Raw genomic sequence first — 13845 nt, 5'->3', positions numbered from 1 at the left:
CATGTCTTTGGCGATAATGAATTTTGTGCATTTTCTGATTCAGCTTTTTTATATAAGAAGTAACTATACTTGTTTTTCTAAGATTTCTTTCGTCAATCGTTTCGCGGTAGGTGTCACTGCAAGTCCGCCTTCTGCGGTTTCTTTGAAGATCGAAGGCATCTGTCTGCCAACTTGATACATGGCAGCGACCACTTCATCAGGTGGGATCACACTTTCGATGCCAGCTAAAGCCATATCAGCAGAGATGAATGCTTGTGACGAACCTAAAGCGTTTCTTTTGACGCAAGGGACTTCGACGAGGCCAGCGACAGGATCGCAGATCAAACCCATCATATTTTTAAGCGTGATTGCCACAGCTTGAGCGGCTTGATGAGCTGTGCCGTTTTTCGCGCAAACCAAGGCAGCGGAAGCCATCGCACTCGCCGATCCGACTTCTGCCTGACAACCACCTTCAGCCCCGCTGATCGATGCGTTGTTCGCAATGACCAAGCCAAAAGCGCCTGCTGTAAATAAGAAGTCGAGTTGTTGTTCATGGGTTAATTGCAAACGATCACGTACGGCCATCAAGACACCAGGGACCACTCCTGCGCTGCCCGCAGTAGGCGTTGCACAGATCAATCCCATTTTGGCATTGACTTCATTCACAGCAATCGCATTACGAACCGCAGTCAAGATTGTTTCACCACTAAGGAAATCAGCGTGAGAAAGGTAGTTATCCATTTTTTTTGCATCGCCGCCAGTGATTCCTGTAACAGAGGTCACACCAGCATTTCCTTCGGCGATCGACTGTTCCATCACGAGTAGATTCTTTTTCATGATCTCGATGATCTGCTCACGAGAACGATGACTCATTTCCATTTCGACTGCGATCATCAACTCGGCAACGTTAGGATAGGCTTGGGCTTGTTGGACTAATTCTTCAATTGATAAAAACATACCTGGTCTGCTCCTTTACTCGAAATAATTGACACTGTCAATATTTGGTAGCTGTTTTAGTTTTTTTACGGTGTCTTCTACTTGAGGATCGTCCACTTCAATGATCATGATGGCATTTTCACCTTTTGATTCACGAGTGACCGTCATGGTCCCGATATTGGTATTGGTTTCTGAAAGAATATTAGTGACTTTAGCAATCATGCCGGGAACGTCTTGGTGAACGATGATCAAGGTCGGTGTCCCCATGCTCAATGAAATCTTGAAGCCGTTCAATTCAGAGATCTGAATATTGCCTCCACCAATCGAGATACCTGTAACCGAAAGTTTTCGATTGCCTTTTTTTAACAACATTTTGACGGAATTAGGATGATCGGCTTTTTCACTTTTAGGTACAAATAATACTTCCATGCCTGCTTCATGAGCGAACCTTAGCGAATCCGCTAAACGAGAATCATCTGGTTCCATACCCAACAATCCTCCAACTAAGGCAATATCAGTGCCATGTCCACGATAGGTTTTGGCAAAAGACTCATAAAGGTAGATGTCAACAGAATCAGGTTGATCGCCAAAAATACTACGGACGACCTTTCCGATTCTTGCAGCCCCAGCGGTATGCGAACTGCTTGGTCCAATCATGACAGGACCAATAATATCAAATACACTTCTGTATTTTAGCTCTTTCATTATTTCACCTCATTAGAATAGAAGACTTGTTTATTTTTATAGATTGCCTTTATACAGGCGTAAGTTTAGCATAAATAAGCGATTTATAAAGTGTTTTCTTCACGTTTTAACCAGAAATTTAGCTTTTTTTTGGATAAAGGTAAAAATAATCAGAAAAAATTGTTGAAAAAAAGGAAAAATTTGCTATACTGTATCAGTGTGCATTCGTTATGTACATGATATGTCAATTGATTTTATAATCAACTGACAATACGTGGGAGGAGAAATATGCATCTCCAATTAACCACATCACGGACTTAAGGAGGTATGTCTCGTGGCAAAGAAAGTAGAAAAAATCGTTAAATTGCAAATCCCTGCAGGTAAAGCAACTCCAGCTCCCCCAGTAGGTCCTGCACTAGGTCAAGCGGGTATCAATATCATGGGATTCACAAAAGAATTCAATGCTCGTACAGCTGATCAAGCAGGTTTGATCATTCCAGTTGTGATTTCTGTATACGAAGACCGTTCATTCACATTCGTTACAAAAACACCACCAGCTGCAGTATTATTGAAAAAAGCAGCGAAAATCGAAAAAGGTTCAGGCGAACCAAACAAAAATAAAGTTGCTAAAGTTTCTAGCGATCAAGTAAAAGAAATCGCTGAATTAAAAATGGAAGACCTAAACGCAGCTAACGTTGAAGCAGCAATGCGCATGGTTGAAGGAACTGCACGAAGCATGGGGATCACTGTAGAATAATCTGCACCCTAAGAAAGTAGCTTCTCAGTTGGCCCTGTATTGAAAGGTATAGGACACGTGGGAGGTACAACCGTTATAACCACAATCAAGGAGGAACCAAAATGGCTAAAAAGAGCAAAAAAATGCAAGAAGCATTGAAAAAAGTGGATTCAAGTAAAGTTTATTCTGTCGCTGAAGCAGTAGCATTAGCGAAAGAAACAAACATTGCAAAATTTGATGCAACAGTTGAAGTTGCATACCGTCTAAACGTAGACCCTAAAAAAGCAGACCAACAAATTCGTGGAGCTGTTGTATTACCAAACGGAACTGGTAAAACACAAACTGTTTTAGTATTTGCTAAAGGAGACAAAGCAAAAGAAGCTGAAGCAGCTGGTGCAGACTTCGTTGGTGACGACGACATGGTTCAAAAAATCCAAAACGGATGGTTTGACTTTGACGTAGTTGTTGCAACACCTGATATGATGGCTACTGTTGGTCGTCTAGGACGTGTATTAGGACCTAAAGGCTTAATGCCAAACCCTAAAACTGGTACTGTAACAATGGACGTAACAAAAGCAATCAACGAAGTAAAAGCTGGTAAAGTAACTTACCGCGTTGACAAAGCTGGAAACATCCATGTACCAATCGGTAAAGTTTCTTTCGACAACGAAAAATTAGTTGAAAACTTTGCTGCGATCCATGATGTATTAGTGAAAGCTAAACCATCTGCAGCTAAAGGTCAATACATGAAAAACATTACTGTAACAACAACATTTGGACCTGGTATCCATGTAGACCAAGCTTCTTTCTAATCCAAAGATTAGAACGTTGATTGATCCAACTGAAAAATAATTCTTGACTCAACTAGTTTAGCGTGCTAAGCTAGTTGAGGTTAATAATTAACTTGTACCGAAGACAGTAGGTGGCTTAGCCTTAATTTCCTACCGAGGACGTTTATTGAATATATTCAATAGTCCCTCTATGTCTACGGTGGCATAGAGTTTTTTGTTGTGAATCACTAAGAACGAAGTGATTAGATGATGAACAATACTCGTTGAGTTGAGCGAAAGGAGTCTCCTTTCGAGCGCAAGCGAGTAGAATCACTAAAACGAAGTGATTAGATGATGAACAAACGATCCAGTCGTAAAAAACTCTTCCATCAAAATTCAGGAGGTGAAACTCAAAAATGAGTGAAGCAATTATCGCAAAAAAAGCAGCAATCGTTGACGAAGTAAGTGCAAAATTTACAGAAGCAGCTTCTGTAGTCGTAGTTGACTACCGTGGATTAACTGTTGATGAAGTAACACGCTTACGTAAACAACTTCGTGAAGCTAACGTTGAAATGAAAGTTATCAAAAACTCAATCCTTTCACGTGCAGCTAAAAAAGCAGGCCTAGACGGCATGGACGAAGTTTTCACTGGCCCTACAGCCGTTGCATTCAGTAACGAAGACGTAGTAGCACCAGCGAAAATCATGGACGAATTTGCTAAAGATGCAAAAGCATTAGAAATCAAAGGCGGTATCATCGAAGGTAAAGTATCTACATTGGAAGAAATCACAGCATTGGCAAAATTGCCAAACCGCGAAGGACTTCTATCTATGTTGCTATCTGTACTACAAGCGCCAGTCCGCAACGTGGCTTACGCTGTCAAAGCAGTCGCAGACAAAGAAGATGGAGATGCAGCTTAATCGCCGCATAGCATAAACAATAAATAAAAAAAGAACATTTAAATGGAGGAAACAAAAATGGCATTGAACATTGAAAACATCGTTGCTGAGTTAAAAGAAGCAACTATCCTAGAACTTAACGACCTAGTTAAAGCTATTGAAGAAGAATTTGGCGTATCTGCTGCTGCTCCTGTAGCTGCAGTTGCTGCTGGTGGCGGTGCTGCTGCTGAAGAACAAACTGAATTCACTGTAGAATTAACTGCAGCTGGAGACCAAAAAGTTAAAGTTATCAAAGCAGTTCGTGAAGCAACTGGCTTAGGCTTGAAAGAAGCTAAAGCTGTAGTTGATGGCGCTCCTGCACCAGTTAAAGAAGGCGTTTCTAAAGAAGAAGCTGAAGAATTAAAAGCTAAACTTGAAGAAGTTGGCGCTTCTGTAACAGTTAAATAATTTTATCGATTTTTGATTGGCTAAAAACCTTATTTATTAAGGTTTTTAGCCTTTTTTTGTTTTTTGAAATGCTTTTTGTTTCTAGTTCTAAACCGTAGCAACACAAGTGAAAATACAAACACCATCTGATCATGAGCAGAAAATAAAGGCGTTTATCAAATCTATTGCTAAAACTTATTCGATATTAGATATAGTTGACGATAGATGATAGTAGATAAAAGGTATTTCGGTTCATGTACATTCTTCTTATAACTCAACTATTATCCAGACGATTTCTGATAGTGTTTTTGTATAAAAAAAACGACTCATTTTGAGTCGTTTAAATAGATTATTGTAATAGATCATTAATTTCTTTAAACTCTTTATCGAGTTCTTTTTCATCATATTTTTCGTATTTATCAGCTTCATGAAGAATTTTTTTGATTTCATGGATCGCCTTACGTTCAACTAACCATTTTTTTAGGTTGTGTTTTTTTTCTGGATTTTCAGATAACGTATCAAGTTCATTTAATTCTTTATCCAGTTTATTGACTGTAGCAACAATTTTGTCTAAAGTTTTTTCTTCTTTGTGTTCTAAATCTGACATTTATCTTCACGTCCTTTTATTTGATAATTTAAGTATAGGACGTTGCCATAAATTCTTCAAAATAAAACCCCTGTATATGTTTATTTGCATAATGGAGAAGAACATAATAAAAGTACATAATACTATATGTGAATAGCTTATATAAACTAATGCTTAGTGACGAAGGTAAAAAGTATTCAACAAAATATTTTTGTCATCATATCAAAATAATCAATTTCATAATCGTCCATACACGTACCTTTATTATGATAACAAGTTTGTTGCCGCGATTTCTCATTTACATACTCAAAAATAAATTAGTGGTAACAACCTGTACCTTTAGCTTAGTTAGATAGAGTATTTAGCTCATAATAGAAGGGGTGTAGGTTCGAGTCCTAGAGTATACAAAAAAACCTCTCATTAAAGTTATTCTCCATCTAATGATGGGCATAATATTCAGATTAAAATATATTAAACCTAAAATTATATCTCGAATTTTTATATTGTCAATTCTTTTGAAATACTTTTGATTTATCTAGACTATTGAGTATATTTATTTTGGAAAGGTTGAAATAGCAACTTTTTTCAAAGAAGAATACTTTTGAAATACTTTTGAATTAAGATCAGGGGGTGTAAAAAATTAAGTTTATTGAATTGAAAGATGAAATCTTCACAGAACCGAGAGAAAATTTCCAACTTGTGTTTAAAAAATCTCAAACTAAACTATCGAATGATGTATGGTCAACTTATAGTGCGTTTGCAAATACTAATGGCGGAATTATAATTTTAGGTATAGAAGAGCTAGTATCCAAAAAAGAATACCAAATAGTTGGAGTCGACAACCCAGAAAAAGTTATTACGGAATTTTGGAATTGTATTCATGATAAACAAAAAGTTAGTGTTAATTTACTTACTAATGAAGATGTTCAAACATTCAAAGTATCAGGTAAATCTATTATAGAAATAAATGTACCCAAAGCATCGTATGAAAGAAGACCTGTTTATATAAACAATAACAAAAGTAAAACATATATTAGAACAGACGATGGAGATCGTATTGCAGATGATGCACAATTTAAATATCTAATCGTAGACTCGCAGAATGATATTGATAGTGAGCTGTTGCAGAACTATGACATAGACGATTTAAATCTTGAAACAGTGAACAATTATAGAAATCTACTTTATAAAAACAGGATTCTAAGTCGCCATATAGACTAACAGTAGGCGGATTATTATTTTTTGGCAAATACAATTCTATAACTGATAGATTTAAAAAATTTCAATTAGATTATTTCAAAAAACAAAGCTTTTTAGATACTGACTGGCGAGATAGGGTATCAAGTGGAGATATGAATTATCCTGAGATGAACTTGTTTTCGTTCTACAATTTAGTTATTCAAAAAATAGAGCTTAGTGTGCCAGATTCTTATAGACAAGAAGAAAATATGACGAGAGGGTCCTATAGAACAGACTTATTACTTGCATTAAAAGAAGCATTAGTAAATACATTAATGCATGCTTATTATGATTCTGATAAAGTAATAAAAATAATCGATTGTGCTGATTACGTAAGTTTCTACAACCCGGGAGAAATGAAAGTTTCTAAAGAAGAATTTATAAATGGAAGTTTTTCTGTAACAAGAAATTCGATTATCTCAACGTTATTTAGAAGAGTAGGAATTGCTGAAAAAGGAGGGTCAGGAGGACCTAGAATTTTTGAGGTAGCTACAAAGAACAGCTTGCGTACTCCAGAATTTGATACCAATTTTGATTCTACTGAAGTCAGGATATGGAAAATAAATATGTTAGGAAGTTTAAGTGGTCTAAACGAAGTAGAAACTAGCATAATTAAATTTGCCATGGAAAAACCTGCTTTTAAAATTAAAGATATAGTAAATTCTACAAGCTATAAAGATCATACTGTTAGAAAAAATATAAATAGCTTAGTTGAAAAGGAAATGCTACAAAAGATAGGTAATGGTAAAGCAACCATGTTTGTTTTAAGCTCTTCTGAAGAAACAGGGGTGATGACGTTTAAAAGATAACTGAAAGAAATAGAAGTTGGTTTTATGAAGAGTAGATAAAAGTAAAATCTCCCTCATCGATACTTGTGAGATGTTTTCCGTTTTTCAATTAATGTTCTGAATAATTTTTATACTAAAATCGCCGCGCAAACCAAATCCTAACAAAATACCGTTCTGAAGTGCGCCCTCTAAGTTAGACCAAAAAATCTAACTTAGGGGGTATTTTTTATAACAGATATAATTAAAACGAATAGAAAGCCTTGTTTTTATAGACTATAATTATGTTGTGGTACATGATCTTCTATCCAACTTGTTGGACAAAAGGCTTGTCGTTGCAACCCTCAATTAATCTCGCCAGATCCTCTGTGTTTTCTGCCACTTTTTTCTAAGCTGCTTGAAAGAGTAGTCTTTACATAAATAATTTAACAAAGAAGGTATAGTTATGTATTATGTAGAAGTTCAAACACGAGGAGTAAAAAATAAACAGTATGTTAAAACGGTACGCCATAATTATCCATTATTAGGATCATGGGAAGAGGCTGAACCATTTTCAAAAGAATGTGCATGGCAAATAAAGTCAATATTAGAACAAGAATTAACTTGTGGAAAAGCAAATGTCACTATCATAGAAAAGTGAAAATGATTGGAAATTTAAGTAAGAAGGAATAGGTATGACATATGAGGTTGAAGTCAGTAAGGAAATTCTAAATGCATTTTCTGGGAATCAATCAAAAAGATACCAAGAAATAATCATGTATAAAGTGAATGAGTATTTGACACATAACTTTTATCGAATCAAGCCTGTTGATACACCTGCAAAACAATCGATTTATGAAATGAAAATCCGTTTAGGAAAAGAAAACTTTCGAATTGCTTTTATAATAGAGGATAAGAAGGTACAAGTTTTTTATATTAGTCGAACGTTAAAAAAAGAATTATTTGATAAAGAAGTAAACAAATTTATTCATCGATTCAATAAAAATCACAGAATTACTAAGTCTATCAAGAAAGTAGAGGCATAGTAAAATGAGCATGATTTGTAAAAAGCAATTAAAGCAATTTTTGAAAAGAAAATTTAAGTCGAAGGACTGTTTTAAGTTGAAAATTCTTACGTTCAAAAAAGATCGCTATTTACTTATCAGTTATGATCAAAAACGATATACAATAGTTGAAGATGGATTCGAAAAGGGTAAGTACCAGTTCGACTCTTCAGATGAAGCAATAAAAGCTGTGATGAAAATGGCAAATATTGAATTTAAACGTAGCTATAGACTCTATGTACAATAAATTCTCTGATAGTAAAGTCTGGTGAATCGAAAAAATTCCCTTATGATGTAGAAAGAAATAGGAAATATCAATAAATGAAAAATTAAAAAGCCAGATATTAAAGCAACTAAGGCAAACTAAAAGCAGTGAATTATTGCAAGAAAAAAGTAATTAAATCTATGCTATTGATTATTATGTACCGAATCCTTTGATATGAGAGGTTTCGGTATTTTTTGAGCGAATTGTATCGCCTTCAGTATGTTTAGAATAATAGTGATAGAAAGTCGGGCATTTTAAGTATCACGTTTGTTCTGTTTCCTCATCTAATGATACACTAACAGTGAGTAAGTCTGAGGAGGAGAAGAAGTCGCTATGAAAAAGCAATATATACGTAATACATTGATTGGCTTAGGGTTACTGCTGATTTTGTTTGTTGGCTATCAACTTTATTTAGAGTATCGACCAGATATCCACTTATTACTAGATCCACAGGCAAGCCGTAAAGAATGGATGCGAGAAATTCGGTCACACGGAGTATCTGCTGCGTTTATTTTGACGCTGTTGATCAGTTTGATGTGTGCGGTGCCAGGTATTCCTACTTCTGTGATCGGTGTGGTCGTTGGCCTAAGTTATGGTCCATTTCTAGGAACAGTTATCAATGTAACAGGTAATGCACTTGGAAATATCTTATCGATCGTTTTGATGCAACATTTATCCTTTATGGATCATAGTAAAAAAGAGAATCGTTGGGTCAAAGCAATACGTCGGATGAAGCATCCGAAAATAGGAGTCATGATCGGCTATATGGTACCGGTGATTCCGTCTTCTGTCGTGAATTTTGCCGCAACTTCGTTAAATCTTTCAGTTCGTGAGTTATTATTATCGATCCTTATCGGCGTAGTGCCATCTTCCCTTTTATATGCGTGTGGCGGAGAAGCATTGTTTCATGGGGAACATATAAAAGCGCTTGTTTTGGTCGCTAGCGTGTTAGTTTTAACAGTATTAGTGGTCATCATCTATCGTGATCGAAGAAAACATTTAGTTAAATAACCTTATTTATTTTATTTGAGCCTACCTGTTTTCAATTATTCTTAGAAGTTGTAAACTAAGAAAGGAAATGGGGGAATCCAATGGAAACAAATAAGCAAACACCGCTTTCGAAATCATTGATTTTATTATTAGCCATCACCTGTGGGGTAGTCGTCGCCAATATGTATTACATCCAACCAATTGGCACCAAAGTAGCGGCAAATTTATCAGTCAATACGAGTGCTGTAGGTTTGTTGACGATGCTGACTCAATTAGGTTATGCCTTAGGATTATTATTTTTAGTTCCATTAGGAGATGTCGTCGATCGACCTAAATTGATCATTCGCATGGCGGGATTATCTGCATTATCCTTGTTAGCAGCCTTTTTTGCACCAAACTTTGCCTTATTTGCGGTCGCTTCTTTCTTGATTGGTCTATTGTCGATCGTTCCGCAGATCATTATTCCTTACGGCGCCGTACTTGCAGGACCAGCAGCGCGAGGAAAAACAATGGGGATCTTATTGAGTGGTTTACTGATGGGAATCTTGCTCTCTCGAACTGTCTCAGGACTTCTTGCTAGTTGGTTTTCTTGGCGTAGTGTCTATCTCTTTGCCCTTTGTCTAGTTGGGGCGTTAACTGTGCTACTCTATTTAAAATTACCAAGAACACAAGGAACGCTGGAAAAAGAATCTACAGTCTCCTATCTTTCTTCATTAAAAAGCTTACCGAAACTCGTCAAAGAGCAACGATTGTTGCGTGAAGCTGCAATCAATGGCTTTTTTATGTTTGGAACGTTTTCGCTTTTTTGGTCAACGTTGATCTTTTATATCAGTAGCCCAGCTTATGGATGGGGTACTTTTGAAGCAGGAATCTTGGCGATTTTTGGTTTGTCGGGAGCAGTAGCTGCACCGATCGTTGGTCGCTTGGCGGATACTTATTCGGAAAGAAGAATCGTTGGTATGGGCTTAGTGATGCAGACAATTAGTTTTCTCGCTTTGTTTGTTGCGGGTGACTATGTTACTGTCCTATTAGTTGCAATCATTTTATTAGATGTTGGGAACCAGTTCGGGCAAGTAGCGAATCAAAGCAGAGTACAAGGTCTTGGCGAAGCAACAAGTAATCGCAACAACACGATTTTTATGTTTATGTACTTTATCGGTGGAGCAACAGGCTCTTTATTAGGCTCAGTGATGTGGCAGCATTATGGTTGGGTAGGTGTGACTGTTACGGGACTGATTTTCCAATTGTGCGCATTTATCTTTCAAGCAATTATTTATCCTGATAAAAGAAAAATAAGATAGAATAAATTAATTAACTATATAAATTTCGTATACCAACTAAAATAGAAGATAGGTTCTTTTTAGTTGGTATATTTTGTTATAGCATAATTATGGATTTATATGTTGGTTATCAAGAAAAAATTGCATTCTATTTTAATAAATGGTATTTTTATTAAAATAGAGTGGAGGAGAAGTGGTGAAAATGAGCTATAAACCATTAAAAATTACTTTTTATGAAAATAGAAACAAATTTGAGGAAGAGTATAATTCTAGATTTAACTTTTTTTCTACTTTTAAGACTGGACTTAAAATCCATCCTTTTGATCGAGAGCAACGTATCACAACAGAAAGTTATGAACTATTTTACATACCATTATTAGAACATGAAAACTTAAAAGAGAAAATTCAAAAAAATTCATCAGAAATTGAAAGATACATTAGTATGCTTCCGCCGATTATCCAGAGAAACATTTTTAATTCGCAAATCATTGATGAAATAAAATCAACAAATGATATTGAAGGTGTACAAAGTACAAGAAAAGAAATTGGAACAGCAATAAAGAAAAGAAATAGTGATGAAATAGTTAGATTTAAAGGAATAGTAAATATGTACATGAACTTGGGCGAGTCTGAGTTTGAGGAGATTCACGATATTGTGAAAATACGAAATATATATGATGAATTATTTCGTAAAGATATTCCAGAAGAGGATCAACCAGATGGACAGCTATTCAGAAAGGAAGTAGTCTATATAGGTTCTGAGAACAAACGAGTTCATCAAGGTAATCCTAACGAGGAAACAATCATAAGAGATTTAAATAATCTCGTTTTATTTATGAACAGAAAAGATATTCCTTTTTTATTAAAATGCGTGATTACTCATTACTATTTTGAATATATCCATCCTTTTTACGATGGAAATGGTCGGATGGGGAGATTTTTAATTTCAAATTATCTTTCTAGAAAATTAGATTTTTTAACTGGAATCACAATTTCAAATGCAATCACGCATGACAAAAAAGCTTATGGAAAGTTATTCGCAGAAGTTTCAAATCCGAGAAATAAAGCGGATTTGACTCTGTTTGTACAAAATATGTATCAATTGATTATCGATGGACAAAGTAAGGTGATTGAAGAGCTACAGATAGCAAAAGCCAAACTAGATAATGCAATTAATAATCTTAAAAAATTGGATCTGAAAGATAAAGATATGGTTGAAGTATTATTTGTATTGATTCAAGGTCATTTATATAATGAGGTAAATGAATATATTACGGATATTGAATTGAGAAAACATCTTAATATATCTTATCCTAAATTAAAACAAATCAATCAATATTTGATCGCTAAAAAGCTCGTTGTACAGATTAAAAAGAAACCCTCAATCCATATCCTTTCAACAGAATTTCAAGAGAGGCTAGAGTCATTCTCATAAGAACAAAATTTTGTGACAACTTTTGTTTACCTATTATTTATTTTCAAATTTGTAGGTGATCGTTTTGGTAAACGAAATAATGATAGTTACATCTTAATAAATGATTTTTTTATATTTGGTCTATACAGATATTGTCATTTTGAAATAAAGGTGCTATAATTGGGCTATACCAAAACAAAAGGAGTAATCGTTATGGAAATCATTCGTGTGAAAAATGCTGAAGAAGGCGGAAAAAAAGCTTTTGAGATAATTAAAAATGGAATGGAAAATGGTGCGAAAGCTCTAGGTTTAGCAACAGGGAGTACGCCAATCACTTTATATAAAGAAATGACTTCAAGCGACATGGATTTCAGTAACATGACTTCTGTTAACTTGGATGAGTATGTTGGACTAGGTGGCTCAGATGATCAAAGCTACCGCCATTTTATGAATGTTGAATTATTTGACAAGAAACCATTTAAAGAAACATTCGTACCTGATGGAAAAGCAGCTGATTTAGATCAAGCTTGTCAATCCTACGACCAAATCATTGAAGAACATCCAATCGATATCCAAATTTTAGGAATCGGTCAAAACGGTCACATCGGTTTTAATGAACCTGGTGCTCCATTTGATGGAAAAACAAGTGTTGTTGATTTAACTGAATCAACAATCAATGCAAATAAACGATTCTTTGATAAAGTGGAAGACGTCCCAACGAAAGCAGTCTCTATGGGGATCGGCTCAATTCTAAACGGTAAAAAAATCGTCTTGATGGCTTATGGCGAAAATAAAGCTGATGCAATCAAAGGAATGATTGACGGACCTGTTACTACAGATATGCCAGCAAGTGCTTTGCAAAATCATGATGACGTGGTAGTCATTGTTGATGAAGCAGCAGCAAGCAAATTATAATAGAAAAGATTTCAGTCACTGGAGATCATCTGGTTTTTATCAGATGATCTGGCACAGTGGCTTTTTTTAGGTCATAAAAAATAGTTATATTTTGTTTGTTTTTTTTAGTCGTGCTATATTTGATAAGAGGGGGGATAGTCATGGAGGATATGGTTTTATCCATACCAGAAATTATTATACGATTGAGTATTGCATTGCTTTTTGGCGGAGCAATTGGTTTTGAGCGACAATATAAAAACCGTCCAGCAGGGATGCGTACACATATTTTGGTTTGTATGGGGGCTTGTATCATTGCCTTGATCCAAGTGGAAATTGCCAGTGGTGCGTTGAGAAATGCATTAGAGTATCCTGAATTAGTTGGGACCCTCCGTTCAGATGAAGCCCGCTTGATTGCACAAGTTGTCAGTGGCGTCGGCTTTTTAGGAGCAGGTACGATCATCGTCACGAAACAATCAGTGACTGGGTTAACGACCGCAGCATCACTTTGGGCAATCGCAGGATTGGGTATTGCAATCGGGATGGGTTTTTATGCCATTGCACTCACTAGTTTCGTCGGTATTGTCTTTGCATTGACTGTGGTGAAGCGCATCATCCATGTACCAACAACAAAAAAATTAGTGATCCAATTTATTCATCGAAAAGAAACCAAAGATTTCTTGAATGATTATTTTGAAAAAAGAAACATCACGATCGAGGATGTCAATTTTGATGTTAAATTTGTGGATGATTACCGTATCTATAAAAATGTTTATACGATCGATCTACCAAAAGGATTGACGTATGCAGAAGTGATCGAAGAATTATCCACGTACAAAAATATTACCAACTTACATCTGGTTAGTTTGTCCGCCTGAGTAATCACTTTTTTTAAATAACAAGAAATAAAAGAAAAAATAGC

Annotated in this window: 16 protein-coding genes and 1 other annotated feature; of the genes, 13 read left to right on the top strand and 3 right to left on the bottom strand. The window is 35.5% G+C overall.

All coding sequences use genetic code 11. From position 1 onward, the window contains the following. Nucleotides 1–63: 63 nt before the first annotated feature. Both sdaAA and sdaAB read right to left on the bottom strand, forming a co-directional pair. Entirely contained in the window at nt 64–936 is an 873-nt protein-coding gene (gene sdaAA / locus CUS89_RS06925) for an L-serine ammonia-lyase, iron-sulfur-dependent, subunit alpha (RefSeq protein ID WP_104871568.1), read from the bottom strand. Nucleotides 937–951: 15 nt separating this feature from the next. Next, the gene (gene sdaAB / locus CUS89_RS06920; protein WP_104871567.1) at nt 952–1620 is read right to left on the bottom strand and encodes an L-serine ammonia-lyase, iron-sulfur-dependent subunit beta; all 669 of its coding nucleotides are present in this window, start codon (nt 1618–1620) and stop codon (nt 952–954) included. 313 nt (nt 1621–1933) lie between these two features. On the opposite strand from sdaAB, the gene rplK reads away from it, so the two are divergent. The 4 genes from rplK (at nt 1934) to rplL (ending at nt 4451) form a co-directional block, all read left to right on the top strand. Further along, nucleotides 1934–2356 carry a 50S ribosomal protein L11 gene (gene rplK, locus CUS89_RS06915; protein ID WP_010734282.1) on the top strand — a complete coding sequence of 141 codons (423 nt, stop codon included), beginning with the start codon at nt 1934–1936 and terminating at the stop codon, nt 2354–2356. Nucleotides 2357–2457: 101 nt separating this feature from the next. Next, entirely contained in the window at nt 2458–3147 is a 690-nt protein-coding gene (gene rplA / locus CUS89_RS06910; RefSeq protein ID WP_010734283.1) for a 50S ribosomal protein L1, read from the top strand. Between the two features lie 79 nt (nt 3148–3226). Further along, nucleotides 3227–3352: a sequence feature (ribosomal protein L10 leader region), on the top strand. Between the two features lie 169 nt (nt 3353–3521). After that, nucleotides 3522–4025, top strand: a complete 504-nt coding sequence (rplJ, locus tag CUS89_RS06905) for a 50S ribosomal protein L10 (RefSeq protein WP_071866450.1) — start codon at nt 3522–3524, stop codon at nt 4023–4025. A 57-nt stretch (nt 4026–4082) separates the two neighbouring features. Then, a complete protein-coding gene (rplL, locus tag CUS89_RS06900; RefSeq protein ID WP_010734285.1) occupies nt 4083–4451 on the top strand; it encodes a 50S ribosomal protein L7/L12 in 369 nt (122 codons plus the stop codon). Between the two features lie 328 nt (nt 4452–4779). On the opposite strand, the gene CUS89_RS06895 is transcribed toward rplL, so the two are convergent. After that, the gene (locus CUS89_RS06895) at nt 4780–5037 is read right to left on the bottom strand and encodes a hypothetical protein (protein ID WP_019722300.1); all 258 of its coding nucleotides are present in this window, start codon (nt 5035–5037) and stop codon (nt 4780–4782) included. Between the two features lie 633 nt (nt 5038–5670). On the opposite strand from CUS89_RS06895, the gene CUS89_RS16350 reads away from it, so the two are divergent. The 9 genes from CUS89_RS16350 (at nt 5671) to CUS89_RS06845 (ending at nt 13801) form a co-directional block, all read left to right on the top strand. Beyond that, nucleotides 5671–6237: an AlbA family DNA-binding domain-containing protein gene (locus tag CUS89_RS16350; protein WP_258082395.1), complete on the top strand. Its 567-nt coding sequence runs from the start codon at nt 5671–5673 to the stop codon at nt 6235–6237. Between the two features lie 131 nt (nt 6238–6368). Next, nucleotides 6369–7064, top strand: coding sequence for an ATP-binding protein (locus CUS89_RS16345; protein WP_258082394.1), 696 nt, complete (start codon nt 6369–6371; stop codon nt 7062–7064). Nucleotides 7065–7485: 421 nt separating this feature from the next. Beyond that, on the top strand, nt 7486–7680 hold the full coding sequence (locus tag CUS89_RS06880; RefSeq protein ID WP_065096026.1) for a hypothetical protein: 195 nt from the start codon (nt 7486–7488) through the stop codon (nt 7678–7680). A 34-nt stretch (nt 7681–7714) separates the two neighbouring features. Then, complete coding sequence (locus CUS89_RS06875; protein ID WP_104871566.1) at nt 7715–8065, top strand: hypothetical protein; 351 nt, start codon at nt 7715–7717, stop codon at nt 8063–8065. A 616-nt stretch (nt 8066–8681) separates the two neighbouring features. Continuing rightward, entirely contained in the window at nt 8682–9359 is a 678-nt protein-coding gene (locus CUS89_RS06865; RefSeq protein WP_086335168.1) for a TVP38/TMEM64 family protein, read from the top strand. Between the two features lie 80 nt (nt 9360–9439). Continuing rightward, nucleotides 9440–10639, top strand: coding sequence for an MFS transporter (locus CUS89_RS06860; RefSeq protein WP_104871564.1), 1200 nt, complete (start codon nt 9440–9442; stop codon nt 10637–10639). 181 nt (nt 10640–10820) lie between these two features. Continuing rightward, on the top strand, nt 10821–12053 hold the full coding sequence (locus tag CUS89_RS06855) for a Fic family protein (RefSeq protein ID WP_104871563.1): 1233 nt from the start codon (nt 10821–10823) through the stop codon (nt 12051–12053). Nucleotides 12054–12245: 192 nt separating this feature from the next. Further along, the gene (gene nagB / locus CUS89_RS06850; protein WP_104871562.1) at nt 12246–12947 is read left to right on the top strand and encodes a glucosamine-6-phosphate deaminase; all 702 of its coding nucleotides are present in this window, start codon (nt 12246–12248) and stop codon (nt 12945–12947) included. 140 nt (nt 12948–13087) lie between these two features. Then, a complete protein-coding gene (locus CUS89_RS06845; protein WP_104871561.1) occupies nt 13088–13801 on the top strand; it encodes an MgtC/SapB family protein in 714 nt (237 codons plus the stop codon). Nucleotides 13802–13845 lie beyond the last annotated feature (44 nt).

Origin of the sequence: Enterococcus mundtii, from assembly GCF_002947535.1 — a bacterium.
In the GTDB taxonomy this organism is placed as follows: Bacteria; Bacillota; Bacilli; order Lactobacillales; family Enterococcaceae; genus Enterococcus_B; species Enterococcus_B mundtii_B.
This window is presented reverse-complemented; position numbering and strand designations above follow the sequence as displayed.